The sequence below is a fragment of the Pseudomonas sp. GW823-FHT02C02 genome (genome assembly GCF_058797635.1).
In genome coordinates this window covers 28084-51004 of the sequence record NZ_JBXAJV010000002.1, presented here as the reverse complement: position 1 = coordinate 51004, position 22921 = coordinate 28084, and the positions used below count along the sequence as shown (strand labels likewise).

The following is a 22921-nucleotide window of genomic DNA, read 5'->3' as shown; positions in this document are numbered from 1 at the left end:
GTGATCTGTAGGAGCGAGGCTTGCCCGCGAAGGCGTCCTTGAGATCGCGTTCGCGGGCAAGCCTCGCTCCTACGAAAATGAGTTACGCAATGGCCAAACGGCGTTCCAGTAAGTCCTCAAGCTCATCAAGCAACTCATCACCACGCAACAGCTCGTAGTGCCCGCCGGCCAACAGGCGATCAACGCCATGACTGCCGACCTGGCCCTCGAACACCCGACGTTCGTCGTCGCGCCCGGCCACCCACCAACGATGGGCCGAGGCCTTGATCGTCGGCAGTTGCCGATGCGCCAGCGCCAGTTGCTTGAGGCGTGAGCCGGTGGCAAAGATCTGCGTGAGCTCCCCCGCGCCCAATGCGGCTTGTTCATTGGAACCGTGCAAGGCGGCTTCAATCACGGCGGTGGAGCCCTCGCGTTCACTCAAGCCAGCGGCTTTGCGCGCAATCAACGCCTGAGCCTCATCGGCGGGCAAACCGAGCACAAACTTCAGGAAATCACCGAGGTCCTCGCGCCAGTCCCCCGCCTCTGCGGTGCCGGCCACGTAGCTGTCGACCAACCCGGCAAACGCCACGGTTTCACCTTGGCCTTCCAATTCGTGGGCAACCAACTGCGTCAACGCGCCGCCCAACGACCAGCCCATCAAGTAATACGGTCCTTTGGCCTGTTGACTGCGAATCCGCTGCGCATAGGCTTGCGCCATGGCGAGCAGCGATTCGTCCTGCCAGTGCGGGTCAAGCAGCATGCGGCATTGCACGCCGTACACCGTGCGCCGTCCTTCCAGACGCCGCGCCAACGGTTCGTAGTCGAACACCGTGCCGAAACCGGCGTGCAGGCAAAACAGCGCCGGCACATTCGGGATCCGCGCATTCAGCGCCAGCAAAGGGTCCGGCGCAGACGTGGGCTCGGTCACCTGATAACCACTGAGTTCGGCAATGCACGGTTTCTGCATCAGATCCCGCAGCTTCAACTCGAAGCCCAGTTGCGGCTGACTGCGCACCCGCGAGATGACTTTGAGCACCTGCAACGAGTCGCCGCCCAGTTCGAAGAAGTTGTCGTCGATGCCCACTTGCGGCACACCGAGCACCTCTTGCCAGATCGCGGTCAGCGCCTTTTCCAGATCGTTGCGTGGCGCGCGATAACCGCCGAGCGCCCATTCAGGCATTGGCAGTGCGCGACGGTCGAGCTTGCCGTTGGCCGACAGCGGAAAACGTTCCAGCACCAGGATCCGTGGCGGCACCATGTAGTCCGGCAGTTGCGCTTGCAGCTCAGATTTCAAGCGACGATCCAGCCCGACAGCACCGGCCGCCACCACATAACCGACCAATTGCTTGCCGGTCGGCGTGTCGTGTACCACCACGGCGGCATCCTGCACCCCAACACATTCGCGCAGACGCGCTTCGATCTCGCCCGGCTCGATGCGGAAACCACGGATCTTCACTTGCTGGTCAAGACGCCCCAGATAGTCGATCAACCCGCATTCGCGCTGGCGCACCAGGTCGCCGGTGCGGTACATGCGGCCACCGGCCTCGAACGGATCGGGGATGAAACGCTCGGCGCTCATGCCGGGATGCTGGTGGTAACCGCGCGCCAGGCATTCGCCGCCCAGGTACAACTCGCCGCTGACACCGACCGGCAGCGGATTGAGGTCGGCGTCCAGCACATACACACCACGCCCGGCCACGCCACGCCCAATCGGCGCATAGGCCGCGTCGCAGGTTTCGCTGGCCTCGGCACGCCACAACAGCGGCGTGACCACGATTTCGGTCGGGCCATAACCGTTGACCAGACGCTGCGGACGCAAGGCGCGCTTGACCTGCTCGAAGCTCGCCTCCGGCACCGCATCACCGCCAAAGCAATACACCTCGACCGCCGGTGGATTGCCAAGGCGTTCGGCCACTTCGGCCATCTGTTGCAAGTAGGCCGGCGGGAAGCAGGCGACGGTGACGCCATGACGCTGCATCACTTCGAGGGTTTGCTCCGGGGTCCATAAACTGTCCTCGCGGATCACCAGGCTGCCACCGGCCAACATCACACTCAGCCAACGCTCCTGCGCACCGTCGAAGGCGAACGACATGAAGTGCAGCTCACGGCTGCGCGGTGCCAGTTCGTAGAGCTCGATGATGCCGCGGCAATGCCGGGCAATCGGCCCACGTGCCACCGCCACGCCTTTGGGCTGGCCCGTGGAACCGGAGGTGTAAATCAAATACGCCAAGTGCCCAGGCAACGGCTGGGAAACCGGGCATTCAGTGTGGTCGGTAACGCTCAACTGGTCGAGCAGCAGACGCGGCGGGCTGTCGGCCAGGGTCAGTCGATCCCCCAGATTGCTGTCACAGAGCAACAGGCTGGCCGCCGAATCGCTCAACATATATGCCAGCCGCTCGGCCGGGTACGCGAGGTCCAAAGGCAGATACGCCGCCCCTGCTTTAAGCACCGCGAGGAACGCAACGATGGTGCGCTCGGAACGCGGCAACGCCACCGCCACCAGACTTTCCGGGCCGATGCCGCGACCGATCAGTTGCTGCGCCAACCCATTGGCCTGCGCCTCAAGCTGTGCATAACTGACGTGCCGACCTTCGCAGATCAAGGCGATTTTCTGCGGCTGCGCTTTGACGTGTTGATTAAACGCGTGAAGCAAATCAGCGCTGTCATCTGACACCTGCGGCAGACTCAAACGCGCCTCAGGCAAGCCAATATTGCCAAGCAGACGCGTAGCATCCTCCGGCAACGCACGCAGCAATCCTTCCAACTGCGCACGAATCCGCTCGACTTCCACGTCACTGAAGCGATCACGCAGGAACAGGTACTCAACTTCCAGGCCTTCTTCGTTGGCGCTGACCATCAAGTCCATCGGGAAGTTGGTCACCCCGCCACTGCCGACTTCGGCAAAGCGCAGCTCGCCTTCCTCACCGCCTTTCAGGGCGCGGTCCACCGGATGGTTTTCGAACACGATGATGCTGTCGAACAAACCCTGGCCACCCTGCCCGGCCCAGCGCTGAATGTCCGACAACGGCGTGTGTTCGTAGTCACGCACCATCAGGTTGTAATCCTGCAAGTCGCGCAGCCACTCGCCCACCGGCTGTTGCGGATCAAGGGTCTGAATCACCGGCAAGGTGTTGATGAACAGACCGAGCATGTCCTGCGCACCGGCCAACCCGGTCGGGCGCCCCGCCACCGTGGCGCCGAACGCGACACTGCGCTGGCCGCTGTGGCGTTGCAGCAGCAACAGCCACGCGCCTTGCACCAGCGTGTTCAGTGTCACGCGTTGACGCTTGGCGAAGCTGTGCAGTTTGCGCGTCGCCTCGGCGTCGAGGTGGCTGTACATCACGCCGTGGCCGGAACCAGCGGCACCGGAAGCTTTGGCCAGAATGGTCGGTTCTTCGAGCAGCGCCAGGCGCTCACGCCAGAAGCCTTCGGCTTGCGCGCCGTCCTGGCGTTGCAGCCAGGCGATGTAGTCGGCGTAGCGCCCGGTCAGGGTCGGCAGGCTGTCGTTGTGGTACAGGCGCAGCATGTCGCCCAGCAGACGCGAAGCGCTCCAGCCGTCGAGCAAGAGGTGATGGTAGATCCAGATCATCTGGTAACGGTCATCACCCAGGCGCACCAGGATGAAACGCATCAACGGCGGGCAGCTCAGGTCGAAGCCCTTGGCCTGTTCCGCTGCGGCCAGTTCGCCCAGCGCCTGCTCGGTGTCGGAGCGGTCGCGCCAGTCGAGTTCTTCGATCGGCAACTCGACGTCGGCGAACACCGCTTGCAGCGGATCGGCCAAGCCATCGCGCCAGCGGAACGCGGCGCGCAGCACTTCATGCCGCTCGACCAGCGTCTGCCAGGCCGCGCGGAAACGCGGCACCTGCAAGCCGTCGACCGCCACGCTCAACTGGTTGACGTAGGGGTTGAGCTCCGGTGAATCCAGGCAATGGAACAGCATGCCTTGCTGCATCGGCGACAGCGGATACAAGTCTTGCAGACCTTCACGGGCAGCGATGTCGATGTGCGGCACCAGTGAGAAAGCTTCGACGTTTGGCGCTTCGATCAATCTTGCTTCACGGCTGCTGGCCACGGAGGCCAAAGCACGAATGGTCTGCTGCTCGAACAGCTGCTTCGGACTGAACACCAGCCCACGCTGCCCGGCACGGCTCACCGCTTGCAGCGAAATGATCGAATCACCGCCCAGCTCAAAGAAGTTCTCGGTGACGCCCACCGACTCCAGCCCCAGCAGTTCCTGCCAGATCTCAACCAGCAACACTTCGGCCGGTGTTGCGGCGGCCACGTGATCGTGGTTCTGCCGAGTGGCTTCCGGCGCCGGCAGGCCTTGGCGATCAAGCTTACCGTTCGGCGTCAGCGGCAACGCGGCCAGGCACATCAAGTGTGCCGGCAACATGTGCGCCGGCAATCGGCTGCGCAGATGAGCCGTCAGCGCTTCACGCAGAGCCTGCTCATCGGCAAGCGGATCGCGGGGCACCACGTAACCGACCAACTGGCGGCTCACCGGACCTTCACGGTCAATCACGAACGATTCACGCACGCCTTCGTGTTCCAGCAGGCAGGCTTCGATTTCGCCGAGTTCGATACGGAACCCGCGAATCTTCACTTGCTGGTCGATACGGCCGAGGTATTCAACGACGCCATCGGCGCGGAACCGTGCGAGGTCGCCGCTGCGGTACAAACGCGCACCCGGCACGAATGGATCCGGCACGAAGCGTTCAGCGGTCAGGTCCGGACGTTGATGGTAACCCCGGGCGACGCCCTCGCCGCCCAGGTACAACTCGCCCGCGACGCCAACTGGCAACGGCTGCAAGCCGCCGTCCAGAATGTAGGCGCTGCGGTTGCCCACCGGCCGGCCAATCGGCATGAACGCCGAGTCGAACTCGGTATCCGGGTACGCCAGCCAGATCAGTGGCGTGATCACCGTCTCGGTCGGGCCGTAGCCGTTGATCAAGCGCTTGGGTTGCAGCACTTGCTGGACTTCATCGAACGCGTGCTTGGCCATGCCCTCGCCGCACGGGGTGTACGAACGGATCGGCAAATCACGCCCCGCTTCGCCCATGAAGTCGGCGATCTGCGACAGATAAGTCGGGGTAAAACAGGCAATGGTGATGCCGTGTTTTTCGATCTCGGCGCAGGTGCGCTCCACGCTCCACAACTCGTCATCGCGGGGCATGACTGCCGAACCGAACACCAGCGGCGTCAGCCAGCGTTCGTGGGCGCCGTCGAAACTGATCGAGGCGAATTGCAACTCGCGGTCGTCCGGGGTCATGCCGTACAACTCACCGATCGACAGGCAATGCATGGCCAGCGGACCGTGGGCCACACTGACGCCTTTGGGCCGCCCGGTGGAGCCTGAGGTGTAAATCAGGTACGCGAGATTTTCGCCGCAGGTCAGGTTGACCGGGTTGGTGTCCGCCATGGACGCCAGCGGCTCGCGGTCGATTTCCAGCACCGGCAGGCCTTCGGGCAACGGCAGTTTTTCCCGCAGCCACGACTGGCTGATCATCAGCGAAATGCCGCTGTCTTCCATCAGGTAACGCAGGCGTTCCGTCGGGTAAGCCGGGTCCAGCGGCACGTAGGCGCCGCCGGCCTTGAGGATCGCCAGCAGACCGACGATCATTTCCGGTGAGCGCTGCATCGCCAGGCCAACCCGCACTTCAGGACCAATGCCCAGTGCGCGAAGACGATGGGCCAATTGGTTGGCGCGACGGTTGAGCTGATCGAAGCTCAATTGCAGATCGTTGAAGATCAGCGCGGTGGCGTCCGGGCGGATGACCGCTTGGGCCTCGATCAACTGATGCACACAGAGCGGGTTTTGCGCGGCCGTGAATGCCGGGTTCCATTCGACCAACTGTTGCGCGCGTTCCGGCGCGGTCAGCAGGTCCAGTTCACTCAATGCCGCGTTTGGCGCGGCGACCATCGCCGCCAGCAGCGCGGCCAGATGCTCGCTCATCCGAACAATCGCTTCGCCGCTGAAATGGGCGCACTGGTAACTCCAGTTCAGGCTCAACTGGCTTTCGGCGGTGGCCGCCAGGGTCAGCGGGAAGTTAGTGCGTTCATGGTTCTGCGGAACCGAGAAGCTCAAACCGGCCGGCGCGCCTTGTTGCAGCGCTTCGGCCACCGGGAAGTTTTCGAACACCAGCAGGCTGTCGAACAGCGGCTCACCGGCACGCCCGGCCCAGCGCTGAATGTCGCCCAATGCGGTGAATTCATGCTCACGCAGTTCGAGGTTTTGTGCCTGCAAACGGGTCAGCCACTGGCCGACGCTTTCCACCGCGTCCGGGCTGCTGATCACCGGCAAGGTGTTGATGAAGAGGCCGAGCTGGCTTTCGGCACCCGGCAAATCCACCGGCCGCCCCGCCACAGTCGCGCCGAACGCAACACTGCGCTGGCCGCTGTAGCGTTGCAGCAGCAGAGCCCAGGCGCCTTGCACCAAGGTATTGAGGGTGACTTTTTGCTGACGGGCAAACTCGCTGAAACGCTGGCTGGTGGCGACATCGAAGGTCTGGCGATGGTCGGCAAACTCTACGGCCAACTGATTTTTACCGTCGCCATGGGCCAGGCTCTGCGCCAGTAACGTCGGGTTGTCGAGGGTCGCCAGCTGCTCGCGCCAGAAGACCTCGTCGGCGTGGGCATCCTGACGTTGCAGCCAGCCGATGTAATCGGCGAAACGCCCGGTCGGCGCCTGCACATCCTGCCCGGCATAACGCTGCAAGACTTCGCTCAGCAGCAGCGAATTACTCCAGCCATCCAGCAACAGGTGATGGTGGGTGTAGATCAATTGCTGACGCTCATCGTCCAGCCGCACCAGGGTCAGGCGCATCAATGGCGCCCGGGTCGAATCGAGTTGCAGGCGCTCGTTGTCGATCAGTTCAATCAATGCGTCGGCCTGATCGCTGCGGCCACGCCAGTCGAGACACGTCATCGGCAGTTGCAGATGACGATGGACCACTTGCACCGGCGCTTCGAAACCGTCGGGGAAGTGGAAGCTGCTGCGCAGGATCGGATGGGTGTCGAGCACCGTTTGCCAGGCGCGGCCAAGACGCTCAGCGTCGAGGCCACGGGCTTGGACGCTAAGCTGATTGACGTAGGCGCCAGACGCCGATTCATAGAGGCTGTGAAACAACAGACCGGCCTGCATCGGCGACAGCGGATACAGGTCTTCGATCTGCGCCGGCGGCACCGGCAAGCCATCGAGTTGCGCCTGGGTCAGGCGCGCCAGCGGGAAGTCCGCCGGGGTCACGCCACCCGCACCGTCGCTCAGGCAATGGGCGATCAGCGCCAGCAATTCACGTTGGTAATCGGCGGCCAGCGCTTCGATTTCACGTTTGTCGAAGCATTCGCGGCTGAAGGTCCAGTCGAGTTTCAGTTCGCCGCCATACACCTGGCCGTCCACCGACAGCCAGTTCGGCAACGGTGCGTCCGCCGATTGCGCGGCGCCGCTGGACTCCTTGGCCGGGGTGAACAGGGCGTCTTCGGCGAAGCTCTGGTCGAACTGCCCGAGGTAGTTGAACGTCACGCGTGCTTGCGGCAAACCGGCCAACGCCGCTTGGGTCGAGGCATCGCCCAGGTAGCGCAGCAGGCCGTAGCCCAGGCCTTTTCCGGGGATTTCGCGCAGTTGCTGCTTGATGGCCTTGATCGAGCCCGCCAGGTCGGCGGTCGGCGTCAGGCGCACCGGAAACAGACTGGAGAACCAGCCGACGGTGCGGGTCAGGTCGATGTCGTCGAACAGCTCTTCGCGACCATGACCTTCGAGTTGAATCAGCGCCGAAGCGTCACCGGTCCAGCGGCTGAGGGTTCGGGCCAGCGCGGTCAGCAGCAGGTCGTTGACCTGTGTGCGGTAAATCGCTGGCGCCTGTTGCAGCAGCCTGGTGGTTTGATCGCGGTCCAGGCCGATGCTCACGCCTTGGCGCAGATGCCCGGCCTGACTGGCTTGGGCATTGGCGGCGGGCAGCGAATCATTGGCGACGCTCAGCTGCGCTTGCCACCAGTCCAGTTCGCTGGCAGCGGCTTCGGAGCGGGCGTAGGCGTCAAGTTTGTCGGCCCAGGCCTGGAAAGCGCTGGTCTTCGGTGGCAGGTCTTGCCCTTGATAAGCCGCTTGCAAATCTTCCAGCAACACCCGCCACGACACCCCGTCCACCGCCAGGTGATGGATCACCAACAGCAACCGCTGCGAACCATCCGCCTGAGCGATCAACGCGATGCGCAGCAGCGGACCGTCTTGCAGACTGAGGCTGCGCTGCGCCTCGTCGCACACCGATTCCAGCGAAGCATCGTTGGCCACGCGGGCGGTCCAGAGCATGTCGATCACATCGCAGCTGTCGGCCCCGACATAACGCGCCGACCATTGGCCATCGACCTGACTGAAGCGCAGACGCAGGGCATCATGCTGCTTGAGCAAACGTTGCAGCGCGGCTTGCAGGCGTGGCAATTCAAGGGTTTCGCGTGGCGTCAGCAGCACCGCCTGGTTCCAGTGCGCGCGTTGCGGGATCGGCTCGTCGAAGAACCAGCGCTGGATCGGCGTGAGGGTTTGCACACCTTCCACCGGCCCTTGCTGCGCCAGCGGGGCGGCCTGTTCCTTGACCACGGCGGCCAGGGCTTGCAAGGTTTGCTGCTGGAACAGGTCGCGGGGTTGCAGGCTCAGGCCGGCGCGGCGCGCACGGCTGACCACCTGGATCGAAATGATCGAGTCGCCGCCCAGTTCAAAGAAATTGTCCTGACGCCCGACCTGCTCCACCCCCAGCACGTCCTGCCAGATCTGCGCCAGCACCTGTTCATGTTCGCTGCGTGGCGCTTCGAAGGCGCGTTGGCTGACCTGTGCGGTCGGCGCGGGCAGGCGTTTGCGCTCGAGTTTGCCGTTGGGGCTCACGGGCATTTGCTCGATCAGCACGGTCTGCGCCGGCACCATGTAATCCGGCAGGCTCGCCAGCAAATGGCTTTTCAGGGTTTCACGCCACGCGCCTTGTTGCTCGGCATCGGCGCTGACCAAGGCTCGGTCCTGCGGCACGATGTACGCGACCAACTGCTTGCCGCCCGGGCCATCGAGGGCCAACACTACGGCTTCCTGCACGTCTGCATGCTCTTGCAGGCGCGCTTCGATTTCGCCCAGTTCGATGCGCAAACCGCGAATCTTCACTTGGTGGTCGATGCGCCCGCAGTAGTCGATGGCACCATCAGCGCGATAGCGCGCCAGGTCACCGGTGCGGTACAGACGCTCGCCGCTGCCAAACGGGTCGACCACGAAACGCTCGGCGGTCAGCGCGCCACGACGGTGGTAACCGCGTGCCAGGCCGACGCCGCCCAGGTACAACTCGCCCACCGCGCCCAGTGGCAACGGTTGCAGTTCGCTATCGAGGATGCAGGTGCGCAAGTTGGCAATCGGCCGGCCAATCGGCACGCTGTCACGCCCTTCTTCCACGCAGGTCCAGTGGGTCACGTCGATGGCCGCTTCGGTCGGACCATAGAGGTTGTAGAGATTGGCTTGCGGCAGGCTGCGCAAGGTCTGGCGTTGCAGTTCCATCGGCAGCGCTTCACCGCTGCAAATGATCCGCTGCAACGAGGTGCAGGCCAGCGCTTCGTCGGCAGCGATGAACGCCGAGAGCATCGACGGCACGAAGTGCAGCGTGGTGATCGCCTGCTCGACGATCAACGCGGCCAGGCGTTGCGGATCACGGTGCTCGCCCGGCGCGGCGATCACCAGGGTGGCGCCCTTCATCAGCGGCCAGAAAAACTCCCACACCGACACGTCGAAACTGAACGGCGTCTTTTGCAGCACGCGGTCGCTCGGCTGCAAGTTGTAGGCTTGCTGCATCCACGCCAGACGGTTATGCAGCGCCACATGGCGGTTACCGGCCCCCTTGGGTTTGCCGGTGGAGCCGGAGGTGTAAATCACATAAGCGAAGTTTTCCGCGACCGCAAGGTTGGGCAGATCAGTGCCCGGCAAGTCGTTCAGCCAATCGGTGTCGGCGTGCAGGCACAAGGTGCGCACGTTGTCCGGGGTCGGCAGTTGTGCCAGCAGATATTCCTGGGTCAGCAACAACGCAATGCCGCTGTCTTCGATCATGTAGCTCAGGCGATCAACCGGGTACTCCGGGTCCAGCGGCACATACGCACCGCCCGCCTTGAGAATCGCCAGCAGGCCGACAACCATTTCAAACGAACGGTCGCAGGCAATCCCCACCAGTACTTCCGGGCCGACACCCTGGGCACGCAAGTGGTGGGCCAAACGGTTGGCGCGCCGGTTCAGCTCGGCGTAACTCAGGGACTGGCCCTGGAACACCAGCGCGGTCGCCTCTGGGTTTTCAACTACGCGTTCTTCGAAATGGCGCTGCACGCAGACTTCGCCCGGATAGGCCTGAGCGGTGTCGTTGAGCTCGTCGAGGATGCGCAGACGCTCATCGGCGTCCAGCAACGGCAATTCGGCGAGCGGGCATTGCGGGTTGGCCAGAACACCGGCCAACAAATTGCGCCAGTGCCGCGCGAGGTGCTCGATGCGTTCAGCGTCGAACAGATCGGTGGCGTAAGTCAGGCTGGCGAACAGTTTGTCGCCCTCCTCCTGGGTGTCCAGTTGCAGGTCGAACTGGGTGGTGTGCGCCGTGGCGTTCAATGCCTCGACGCGCAGGCCGGCGAGCAAGCCGCTGACCGCCGCGGGTTTGGCTTGCTGGTGGTTGAACATCACCTGGAACAGCGGGCTGTGACTGAGGCTGCGTTCACCTTGCAGCGCCTGCACCAGACGCTCGAACGGCAAGTCCTGATAATCCTGGGCGTCCAGCGAGGCGGCGCGGGTCTGGTCGAGCAATTGGCTGAACGGCAGACGTCCGTCCAGTTCCGCACGCATCACCTGGGTGTTGACGAAGAACCCGATCAAGCCACGGGTTTCCGCGCGATTACGGTTGGCAATCGGCACACCGACACGCACGTCGGCCTGGCCGCTGTAGCGATAGAGCAAGGCCTGGAAGCTCGCCAGTAACAGCATGAACGGCGTGACACCGCGCTGTTTGGCCAGGCTCATCAGACCGCTGGCCAACGTGGTATCGAGGGCGAAATCCAGACGCGCACCGCGCTGGCTCGGTTGCGCCGGGCGCGGACGGTCGGTCGGTAATTCGAGCAGCGGTTGTTCGCTGCCCAGGCGGTCGCGCCACCAGTTGAGTTGACGTTCCAGCTCGCCCGCCTCCATCCAGCGGCGTTGCCACATCGCATAGTCTGAATACTGGATCGGCAGTGCCTCCAGCACCGTGTTCTGACCTTGGCAATGCGCGGCGTAGAGCCGGGAAAACTCTTCCACCAGCACGCCCATCGACCAGCCATCGGTGACGATATGGTGCAAGGTCAGCAACAGCACGTGGTCTTCGGCATCGAGTTGCAACAGGCTGACCCGCAACAGCGGACCGTGTTGCAGATCGAACGGCCGGGCGATGTCCTGTTCGACGCTGTTCATCGCCTGATCGAAGCGCTGATCCTGGGGTTCGCCACGCAGGTCGATCTGCTCGATGGGCAGCGAGGTGAACTCGGCCAGCGTCTGTACCACTTGCCCGTCATCCTCGACGAACCGGCTGCGCAAACTCTGATGCCGCTCCAGCAGCCCATCGAAACTCTGCTGCAACGCAGCAACGTTCAGCGGCCCGTGCAAACGCAGCGCGGCCGGAATGTTGTACGCCGAACTGTGTGGATCAAGTTGCCAGAGGAACCATTGACGCTGCTGCGCGTATGACAATTCGAACGTTGCTTGCGGCTCGGCAGCCGGCGGAATCGGCAACTGGCCGAAGCTCACGCCCTGCTCTTGCATGCGTTGCAGAAACTCGCGGCGCTTATCAGCCGGCAGGCCGGCGAAGCGGCTGGCGATACGCTGGGCAGTGGTGTGTTCCATCAGTTGATCTCCATCTCGTCGAGAAGCGACTCAAGCGCATCAAGACGTGCATCGTTGTCAGCCGGGGCGTGTTGCCCGGCCATGGCGGCATAAGCCTGAAGGTCGGTGGATTCGAACAGCGCGCGCAGCGGCAGCTCGATGCCCAGTTCCAGTTCCACACGGGCACTGGCTTGGGCCGCGAGCAATGAATGCCCGCCCAATTCAAAGAAGTTGTCGCGTCGGCCTATCTGCACCACGCCCAGCACGTCGGCCCAGATCGCGGCCAGTTGCTGTTCGAGGTCGCCCTCGGGGGCTTCGAACGGCCGTTGCCATTCCTGGGCATCGGGCACCGGCAGCGCCTTGCGGTCGAGCTTGCCGTTGCCGGTCAATGGCAAGGCATCCAGCAGCAACCAGTGGCTCGGCACCATGTAGTCCGGCAGATCCACCTTGAGCGCGGTGCGCAGGTTGTCGCGCCAGGCGATCGGGTCATGCGGGGTTTGCTCGGCCACGACGTAGGCGCACAGCTGCGGTCCGCCGTCGCCGGCATGCACGCTCAGCACCGCTTGGCACACGCCCGGTTGGGCCAGCAGCGCGGCTTCGATTTCACCCAATTCGATGCGGAAACCGCGAATTTTTACTTGCTGGTCGATACGGCCGAGGTAGTCGATGCTGCCATCGGCACGCTGACGCGCCAGGTCGCCGCTGCGATAAAGACGCTGCGAAGCCTCGAACGGGCTCGGCACAAAACGCTCGGCGGTCAGGCCGAAACGGCCGTGATAACCCCGCGCCAGACCGGCGCCGGCGATGTACAACTCGCCCGCCACACCCACCGGCACCGGATGCAGCTGACTGTCGAGCAAGTACCAGCGCAGGTCGCGGATCGGCAGGCCGATCGGGCTTTGGGCCTTGCCGTCGAGGTCGGCCAGGCGGATCGCACGGTAGGTCACGTGCACCGTGGTTTCGGTGATGCCGTACATGTTGACCAGGGCTGGCTGTTGGTCGCCGAAGCGTTCGAACCAGGGACGCAGGCTCGCGACTTCGAGGGCTTCGCCACCGAAAATCACCTGACGCAACGCCATGCTTCGTGGGCTGGCACAGGCAATCGGCAACAACTGGCGGAACGCGCTCGGCGTCTGGTTCAACACCGTCACGCCCTCATCACAGAGCAAGCGATGGAATTGCTGCGGCTCGCGGCTGATGTCATACGGCACGATCACCAGACGCCCGCCGGTGCACAGCGAACCAAACAGCTCCCACACCGAGAAGTCGAAGGCGTAGGAATGGAACAGCGTCCAGACATCGTCCGGACCGAAGCCAAACTCGCCAGCCGTGGCCGTGAGCAGACGCCCGACGTTGCCATGGCTGAGCAATGCGCCTTTAGGACGACCGGTGGATCCGGAGGTGTAGATCACGTAGGCGAGGTTGTCCGGGGTCGCCAGCGCTGGCAGGTTGGCGTCACTGACCCCATCCAGCTGCAACGATTCCAGGCTCAGCATCTGCACGCCGTCTCGGGCCGACAGACTGTCGATCAAGTGTTGCTGGGTCAGTAGCAGCGTGATGCCGCTGTCTTCGATCATGTAGCTCAGGCGTTCGGCCGGGTAGTGCGGGTCGAGGGGCACGTAGGCGCCGCCGGCCTTGAGAATCGCCAGCAAGCCGATCACCAATGGCATCGCCCGCTCGGTGGCGATGCCCACGCGCACTTCTGGCCCTATGCCTTGTTCGCGCAGTGTGCGCGCCAAGCGGTTGGCCTGGGCGTTGAGCGCGGCGTAGGTCAATTGCTCGCCATCGTAGACCAGCGCGACGGCATTCGGCCGTTGTGCGGCTTGCGCTTCGAACAACTGATGCAAGGTCGGCGACGTCGGTTGCGCCTGGAATGCGGGGTTCCAGTGCTGCACCAAAGCCTCTTGCTGCGACCCGTCAATCAGGGGCAGTTCGGCGACGCGTTGCTGCGGATCGCTGACTACCGCGCGCAGCAGGTTCAGCCACTGCTCGCCAAGGCGCTGCATCGACGCTTCGTCATACACATCCGTGGCGTAGGTCAGGCTGGCATCCAGTGCTTCGCCCTGCTCCTGAGTATCGAGGACCAGATCGAATTGCGTGGTGTGTTGCTGCCAGTGCAGACGCTCGACGTTCAGGTCGGCAACCGTGCGTTCGACACTCGCGCCCAACGGCTGCTGATGGTTGTAGAGCACCTGGAACAACGGGCTGTGATTGAGGCTGCGGTCCGGTTGCAAGGCGTCGACCAGCTGCTCGAACGGCAAGTCCTGATTCGCTTGCGCGCCCAATGCAACCTGTTTGACCTGTTGCAACAAGGTGCTGAACGGCTGCTGCCCATCGATCTCGGCACGCAGCACCTGGGTGTTGATGAAGAAGCCGATCAGGCCTTCGGTTTCGAGACGCGAACGACCGGCGCTCGGCACGCCAACGCTGATACGCGACTGCCCGCTCTGGCGATGCAGCAAGGTCTGGAAACTCGCCAGCAACAGCATGAACAACGTCACTTGCTGTTCCTGGGCACGTTGACGTAAACCGGCGAGCAACTCGCGATCCACGTTGAGCATCAGGCTGGCACCGCGCTCGCTGCGACGGGCCGGACGGGTCAGTTCGCTGGGCAATTCCAGCGGCGCCTGGCTGCCGGCCAGTTGCTCACGCCACCACGTCAGTTGGCGTGCACCCTCGCCCGCTTCCAGCCAGTCGCGCTGCCAGCGGGCGTAGTCGCTGTAGTTCACCGGCAAGTCAGCCAAACCGGCGGCGCGCCCGCAGGCAGCCGCCTGATACAAGGAGCTGAACTCATCGACCATGACCTGCATCGACCAGCCGTCGGCAGCGATGTGATGGACGATGAGGACCAGCACGTGTTCGTCGGTGTTCACTTGCAGCAGCAACATGCGCCATAGCGGACCGTTGCGCAGGTCGAACGGACGGGCGATTTCTTCGGCCACGGCCGTGTCGACCGACACCTGATCGAGTGTGCGTTCCTCCAGTTGCAACGCCAGATTGTCGTGCAGCACCGGACGTGCCTGCAGACCATCTTGTTCGAAGGTCGTGCGCAGGGTTTGGTGACGGTCCTGCAACCGGGCGAAGGCTTCGCGCAGGGCTTCGCGGTTCAGCGGGCCTATGAGGCGCAGTGCGGCAGGAATGTTGTAGGCCGGGCTTTGCGGGTCCAGTTGCCAGAGAATCCATTGGCGCTGTTGGGCATAAGACAAAACCTGCGGCTGATCGATCACGGCACGTTGTAGCAAAGGTTGACCGCTGATATTTGCCAGCGCGGCACGCCCGGCAAATTCCGCCAGGTTCGCGGCGGAGAACAGGCTGTTCACCGACAGTTCGAGCTGCAACTGCTGCCGCACCCGCGAGATCACCTGAAGCACCAGCAACGAGTGCCCGCCCAGTTCGAAGAAGTTGTCGTTGCGGCCAACTTGCCCGACCTGCAACACGTCCTGCCAGATCAGCGCGAGTTGCGTTTCCAGCCCTTCGACCGGGGCCACGAAGTCACGCTGGGCATCGCCAGCTTCAACACGCGGCAAGGCTCGGCGATCCAGTTTGCCGTTGTTGTTGAGCGGTAGCTTCGGCAGCAAGACCAAGTGATTCGGCACCATGTATTCCGGCAGCGATTGATGCAGAGCAGCTTTCAGGCCTTCCAGATAATCAACTTCGGACGACACCGAATCGCCGGCCACGATGTACGCCACCAGTAGCATGCCGTCCTGGGCGATGACCGCCGCTTCACGCACGTCTTCACGGGCTTGCAGGCAGGCTTCGATCTCGCCCATTTCGATGCGGAAACCGCGGATCTTCACTTGATGGTCGATGCGGCCGACGTATTCCAGCTGCCCTTGGGCGTTGTAGCGCGCCAGATCGCCGCTGCGGTATAGACGCGCGCCCGGTTCACGGGCAAACGGGTCCGGCAGGAAACGTTCAGCGGTCAGCGCCGGACGATTGAAGTAGCTTTGCGCGAGGCAGGCTGGAGCGCCGATGCACAGTTCGCCGACACCGCCGGACGGCAGCAACTGACCCGCCGCATCCAGCACATACAGCGCACGGCCGGCGATGGCACGACCAATCGGAATGCCAAACGCATCGCTGGCATCGTCGAGACTGCACTCATGCACGCTGGACACCACGGTCGCTTCGGTCGGGCCGTAGGTGTTGAGCAGTCGCATGTGGCTCAATCCGGCCTGATGCCACAGGCGCAAACCTTCGACCGACATCGCTTCGCCACCGACGTGGACCTGGCGCAAAGCACCGAGACCGCTGACCACGCCGCTCGCGCATTCGCGAGCGAGCAAGTACCAGTAAGCGGCCGGCAAGTCCGCCACGGTCACGCCGTGCCGGACGATTTCGGCGGCGAGGCGACCGGCGTCCCACACGTCATCGCCGCGCATGATCAACGCCGCGCCGACACACAACGCCGGGAAACATTGCTCGACGAAACCGTCGAAGCTGAAGGTCGCGAATTGCAACACCCGGTCCGACGCCGACAGCACCGAATAGTCGGCGGCGCTCTGGCAGAACTCGCGCAACGCGGCATGGGCGATGGCCACGCCTTTGGGTTGGCCGGTGGAGCCGGAGGTATAGATGATGTAGGCCAGATCGCCGGCGACCGCGTGGTGGTGCGGATTGCTGTCGGGGTAGTCGGTGCCGTCCTCAAGGCTGAGACGGCGCACGCCCGGCACCTCCTCCAGCAGACCGGATTCGCACAGCAGCACGTCGAGACGGCTGTCATCGATCATGTAGGCCAGACGTTCGTTCGGGTATTTCGGATCGAGCGGCACGTAGGCGGCGCCACTTTTGAGCACCGCCAGCAGGCTGACGATCAGCTGCGGACCACGGTGCAGCGCCAGGCCGACACGCTTGCCCGGACCGGCACCGTTGGCCATCAGACGATGGGCCAGACGGTTGGCCTGGGTGTTCAATTGCGCGTAGCTCAGGGACTGGCCGTCAACCTGCAACGCCAGCGCGTCCGGGGTCGCGGCGGCCTGCGCGGCGATCTGCTCGTGGGCCAGAAGTGTTGTGGACAACTCGATTGTCGGCGGTTGGCTGATCGCGAGCAGCGCGTTTTTGCCGTCGACGTCGAGCAGTTCCAGCGCGCCAAGTGCGGCGTCCGGCTGGGTGACAAGCTGCATCAGCAGGTGCTGCAAATTGGCCGACAACCCGGCAACTTGCGCCGCGCTGAAACGCGCGGCGTCGTAGCTGAAGTCCAGGCTCAGGCCTTCGCCCAGCTCGATGCCCAACGTCAGCGGATAGTGGGTGCGCTCGTGATTGTGCAAATTGCCGAACGACAACCCGGCCGGTGCGCCCTGTTTCAACGCTTCGGCCACCGGGAAGTTTTCGAACACCAGCAGGCTGTCGAACAGCGCCGCCCCCTGCTGCCCCGCCCAGCCCTGAATGTCGTAAAGCGGCACGTGCTCGAACTCGCGCATGGCCAGGTTCAGCCCTTGCAGCTCGTCCAGCCATTGGCTGACGGTGCAATCCGGCTTCATCGCACAGATCAGCGGCAGCGTATTGATAAACAACCCGAGTTGCGCTTCGATCCCCGGCAACGGCGCCGAACGCCCGGCAACCGTGGCCCCAAACACCACGCAATCCTGGCCGGTGCAACGATGCAGCAACAGGCTCCACGCCCCTTGCAGCACGGTGTTGAGCGTGATTTTTTGCTGGCGGGCGAACTCGATCAGACGCTGGGTGGCGCGGCTATCAAGGGCGACGCGGTATTCCTCGCTGCCCTCGGCGCCCACTGGCGGGCGCAAGGCTTCGGCCAGCAAGGTCGGCGCTTCCAGCGGTGCCAAAACGGCTTTCCAGAACTGCTCGCCTTCGGCAGCCGATTGCTGCTGCAACCAGCCCATATAATCACGGTATTGCCCGGTCGGTGCCGGCAGCGCCTGGCCAGCGGCGTAATGCTGGATCACTTCGGCGAGCAACTGCGCGTTGCTCCAGCCGTCCATCAAAATATGGTGGCTGGTGTAGATCAGGTGCCAGTCATTGGCGCCCATGCGCACCAGCTTCAAGCGAAACAGCGGCGCACTGCCCAATTCAAAACCTTGGGTACGTTCGGCGTCGGCCAGCGCATCGGTGTCGGTGGCGTCCAGCACTTCAAGCGGCAACGCGACGTGGCGGACAATCGCCTGATGCGCGGTGTCGAGGCCTTGCCAGTGGAAGCGGCTGCGCAGGATGTCGTGACGCTCCAGCGCGGTTTGCCAGGCCTGAGCGAATCGCTGCGGATCGAGGCCCTGGATGTCCAGACGTAACTGACTGATGTAGGCGCCGACTTGCGGTTCGTACAGCGTGTGGAACAGCATGCCCTGCTGCATTGGCGACAGGGGATACAGGTCTTTAAGGGTCGCGACCGACAATTCGTCGAGTTGCACCTGACTGATGCGTGCCAACGGGAAATCCGACGGCGTGACCTGAGGCACTTCAACGCCGCAGCAGTGTTCGATCAGCGCGTTGAGTTCTTGGGCGTAATCGTCCGCCAGACGCTGGATGGTCGCGGTGTTGAACATCTCGCGACTGAAACCCCAGCTCAGCGCCAACTCGCCACCGTAGACCTGGCCTTCGACCGTCAGCCAGTTGCCCAGCGGCGCCGACGGATCCTGGGCCACGCCGTTGCCTTCGGTGGACGGCACGAACAGCGCGGCGTCGTCGAACTGGCGGTCGAACTGCCCGAGGTAGTTAAAGGTGATGCGCGGTTGCGGCAACGCGGCCAGTTCGGCGCGCATCGCCGGGTCGCCGAGGTAACGCAGCGCGCCGTAGCCGAGGCCTTTGTCCGGCACGGCACGCAGTTGCTCCTTGATGGTCTTGATCGACGCACCGAGGTCACTCGACGGCATCAGGTTGACCGGGAACAGGCTGGTGAACCAGCCGACGGTGCGGGTCAGGTCGATGTCGTCAAACAGGTCTTCACGACCATGGCCTTCGAGCTGAATCAGCGTGCTGCCCTGCCCGCTCCAGCGGCACACCACCCGCGCCAGTGCGGTCAGCAGCAGGTCGTTGACCTGGGTGCGATACGCCGCCGGGGCGTGTTGCAGCAGTTTGCGGGTTTGCTCGGCGTCGAGTTTGATTTCGAGTTTGTGCTCGAAGCGGTTTTGCAGCGCGCCGTTCGGACGGTCACACGGCAAATCGGTCGGCGCGTCGCGCAGCTGGGCCTGCCAGTGACCGAGGCTGTTTTCAAACGCTGGCAAATGATCTTGCAGACGGGCGACCCAGCGTTGATACGTGCTGGTTTTCACCCTCTTCACGGCGCTGCCGCTGTAGAACTGCTGCAGATCGTCCAGCAACACGCGCCAGGAAACACCGTCCACCGCCAGGTGATGGATGACCAGCAGCAAACGCTGAGAACCGTCCGCCATCGCCACCAGCAGCGCCCGGATCAACGGGCCATTTTGCAGATCAAGACTGCGCTGGGCTTCGTCGCACAAGGCGTTGAGGTCTTCCACCGATTGCGCTTGACGCTGCCACAACACTGACTCGGTGGTCGGCGCCGCATAGACCTGTTGCCAGCCTTCAGCGGTCTGCTCGTAACGCAGGCGCAAGCTGTCGTGATGGGTCAGCAACTGCTCAAGCGCGCGGTCCAGCGCCTCGACGTTCAACGCCTCGCGCGGCACCAGCAACAGCGATTGGTTCCAGTGCTGACGCTCGGGAATTGCTTGCTCGAAGAACCCCTGTTGCACCGGCGCCAGCGCGACCGCGCCAGTCGCCGGACCTTGATCGATCAACGCGTGCTCGCCGCTGCGGGCAGCCTGGGCCAGGCTGCGGACGGTCTGGTGCTGGAACAGGTCCTTGGGGCTCAACACGATCCCGGCCTGGCGCGCACGGCTGACCACTTGCATCGAGACGATGGAGTCGCCGCCCAGTTCGAAGAAGTTGTCTTCAAGGCCGACGTTGTCGATGGCCAGCACGTCCTGCCAGATCGCGGCGAGGGCTTTTTCCATCGTTGTGCGCGGTGCGACGTGCTCGCGCTGTTGCTGCGCGCCGTCAATCGCCGGCAAGGCCTTGCGATCGAGTTTGCCGTTGGGGGTCAGCGGCAGCTGCGCGAGGAACAGCAGGAACGCCGGGACCATGTAGTCCGGCAGGTGTTGGCGCAATGCCGCTTTCAGGTTTTCACGCAGGGTGGCTTGCGCATCGGCGTCATCGACCAACGCCGGATCGGTCGGCACGATGTAGGCCACCAGTTGCTGCCCGTTGACGCCGTCCTGCGCCAACACAGCCAGTTCGCGCACGTCCGCTTGCTGCAACAGCCGTGCTTCGATTTCGCCCAGCTCGATACGGAAGCCACGGACCTTGACCTGATGGTCGATGCGCCCGACGTATTGCAGCGAACCGTCGACCTGATAACGGGTCAAGTCGCCGGTGCGGTACAAGCGCTCGCCGTTGCTGGCGAACGGGTTCGGCACGTATTTTTCGGCAGTCATGCCTGGGCGTGCGAGGTAACCGCGGGTGATGCCGGCGCCCGCCAGGTATAGCTCGGCGGACACGCCTTGGGGCACCGGCTGCAGGTCGGCGTCCAGCAAATAGCTGGCGGTGTGCTTGAGGGGACGGCCGATGTTCGCGCGACCGCCCGCTGCACGGCGGGTCCAGGTCGAATAGGTGGTGTCCTCCGACGGCCCGTACAGATCGTAGACGTGTGCGACGGTCGACTGCTCATACAACGCGTCCACCAGGCTCTGCTTCAGCGGCTCGCCGGCGAGGTTGATGATGCGCACGCTCGGCGGGATCTGTCCGTCGCGCTGCAAGGCGTTGATTGCCGACGGCACGGTGTTGATCAGGCGCACCTGATCCCGGGCCGGCAGCTGCGGCAACTCCAGGGCGTTGCGGGCGATGATCACCGAGCCGCCGTTGGCCAGGGTCACAAACAATTCCCATACCGACAGGTCGAAGCACACCGAGGTCGAGGCCAGCACGCCCTGGATGTCTTCGCGGCTGTACACCGATTTAGACCAGTCGATCAGCGCCAGCACGTTGCGATGGGCGATGGCCACGCCCTTGGGTTTTCCGGTGGAGCCGGAGGTGTAAATCACGTAGGCCAGGTTGTCCGGCGTGACGCGGGTGACCGGCGCGCTGCTCGGGTAAGCGGCCCAGGTCATATCGTCCATCAGCAACACCTGGGTATCGGCTGCCACGGCCAATGTCGCGGCGACCGAATGCTCGGTCAGCAGCACCAGGGCGCGGCTGTCTTCGAGCATGTAGGCGACGCGTTCGGCCGGGTAATCCGGGTCCAGTGGCACGTAGGCGCCACCGGCCTTGAGGACGGCAAGCAGCGCGACCAGCAAGTTGTCGGAACGCTGCATCGCCACGCCGACCCGGACTTCCGGGCCGACACCCAGTTCGATCAGCCGGTGGGCCAGGCGATTGGCCTGAGCGTCGAGTTCGGCGTAGGTCAGATGCTGGGTGGTGAAGGTCACCGCCAACGCGTCCGGGCTAGCCGCGACTTGCTGGCTGATCAGTTCATGAATGCACAAATCCTGCGCGAAGCTTTCGTCAGCGCGATTCCAGTCATGCACGATGCGCTGGTATTCAGTGCTTTCCAGCAGCGGCAAATCGCTGATGCGCTGCTGTGAATCGCTGACGATGCCCTGCAGCAGGTGCGTCCAGTGCTGCGCCATGCGCGCGATGGTCGCGGCGTCGAACAGGTCGTTGGCGTAGGTCAGCGCCGCGTGCAGCTTGCCACCCTTTTCGTAAGTATCGAGGGTCAGGTCGAACTGCGTGGTGCGCCCTTCCCACTCGATTACGCCCAGCGCCAGGCCGGAGGCGGTGCTGACCGTGGAAATGTCCGCGACCTGCGGCTGGTGGTTGTACATCACCTGGAACAGCGGCGTGTGGCTGAGGCTGCGTTCCAGTTTCAGCGCCTCGACCAGGCGCTCGAATGGCAGGTCCTGATGGGCCTGGGCGCCAAGGGCGGTTTCCTTGATGGCGCGCAGCAACTCGTCGACGCGGGTCTGACCATCGAGCTTCGTGCGCAACACCTGGGTGTTGACGAAGAAGCCGATCAGGCCTTCGATCTCGGCGCGGTTACGGTTGGCAATCGGCACGCCGACGCGGATGTCGGTCTGCCCGGTATAGCGATGCAGCAGCGCGTTGAAGGCGCCGAGCAACAGCATGAACAGGGTGACGCTGTGTTTCTGCGCCGTGGCCCGCAGTTGCTCGGCCAGTTGCGGGTCGACCGCAAACTCGTAACGGGTGCCGCGATAGCTCGGCATCGCCGGGCGCGGGTGATCGGTGGGCAACTCCAGCACCGGGTGCTCATCACCCAGTTGCGCTTGCCAGTAGTCGAGTTGACGCGCCTGTTCGCCCGCCTCGAGCCAGCGGCGTTGCCACAATGCGTAGTCGCTGTACTGGATCGGCAATGGCGCGACTTGCGGTTGCGTGCCCGCCTCAAAGGCGTCGTAGCAGCGGATGAATTCGTCGATCAGCACGTTCATCGACCAGCCATCGGACACGATGTGGTGCAGGGTCAGCAGCAGGACGTGTTCCTGCTCGGCGAGCTTGAGCAAGGTGACGCGCAGCAGCGGGCCGACTGACAGATCAAACGGCAACACCGATTGCTGCTCGGCTGCCTTGGCAACTGCCACTTCGCGCTCCGTGGCTGGCAAGGCGCTGAAATCCACATGATCGATGACCAGCGGCGCGCTGGCCGGCACTTGCAGCAACGTGTCGTCAGCCTGGCGCTGGAACACCGTGCGCAGGGTTTCGTGACGCGCCACCAGGCTGGCGAAGGCTTGCTCCAGCGCCGGCAGGCTCAAACGCCCGGTCAGGCGCACCGCACCGGGCAGGTTGTAGGCGCCGCTTTGTGGGTCCAGTTGCCAGAGAAACCACATGCGTTGCTGGGCATACGACAGCGCCTGGCGATCTTCGGCGTCGACGCCGGCTGGAATGGGGAACCGGGCGAAATCAACGCCTTCCTTTTGCAAGGCCGCAAGGAACATCTGGCGCTTTTCCAGGGGCAACCCGATAAACCGGCGAGCAAGTTTCAAGGAGTCTTCAGCATTCATTTCTAAGCATCCGGATCAGTGGCGGGAAGCACAAAGGCACGTCGTCCCTATAAAACGAATGCAGACCGGAAAAATTAGCGAATGAGAACAAGTATCAGGCAGGAGGTAA

At 63.6% G+C, this 22921-nt stretch carries 2 protein-coding genes; both read right to left on the bottom strand.

Features of this window, described 5'->3' with window-relative positions; translation table 11 throughout:
• Positions 1-82 precede the first annotated feature (82 nt).
• The gene (locus AC1ROI_RS03005; protein WP_102595303.1) at positions 83-11845 is read right to left on the bottom strand and encodes a non-ribosomal peptide synthetase; all 11763 of its coding nucleotides are present in this window, start codon (positions 11843-11845) and stop codon (positions 83-85) included.
• Positions 11845-22812 (bottom strand): non-ribosomal peptide synthetase, encoded by a 10968-nt coding sequence (locus tag AC1ROI_RS03000; protein WP_102595304.1) that lies wholly within the window; start codon positions 22810-22812, stop codon positions 11845-11847. The genes AC1ROI_RS03005 and AC1ROI_RS03000 overlap by 1 nt, the downstream gene beginning before the upstream one ends.
• Between the last annotated feature and the right edge of the window lie 109 nt (positions 22813-22921).

What these genes read in the sequence shown, in the direction of transcription:
- AC1ROI_RS03005 (WP_102595303.1), bottom strand. Translation starts at nt 11,845, where the DNA reads ATGGAACACACCACTGCCCAGCGTATCGCCAGCCGCTTCGCCGGCCTG.
- AC1ROI_RS03000 (WP_102595304.1), bottom strand. Translation starts at nt 22,812, where the DNA reads ATGAATGCTGAAGACTCCTTGAAACTTGCTCGCCGGTTTATCGGGTTG.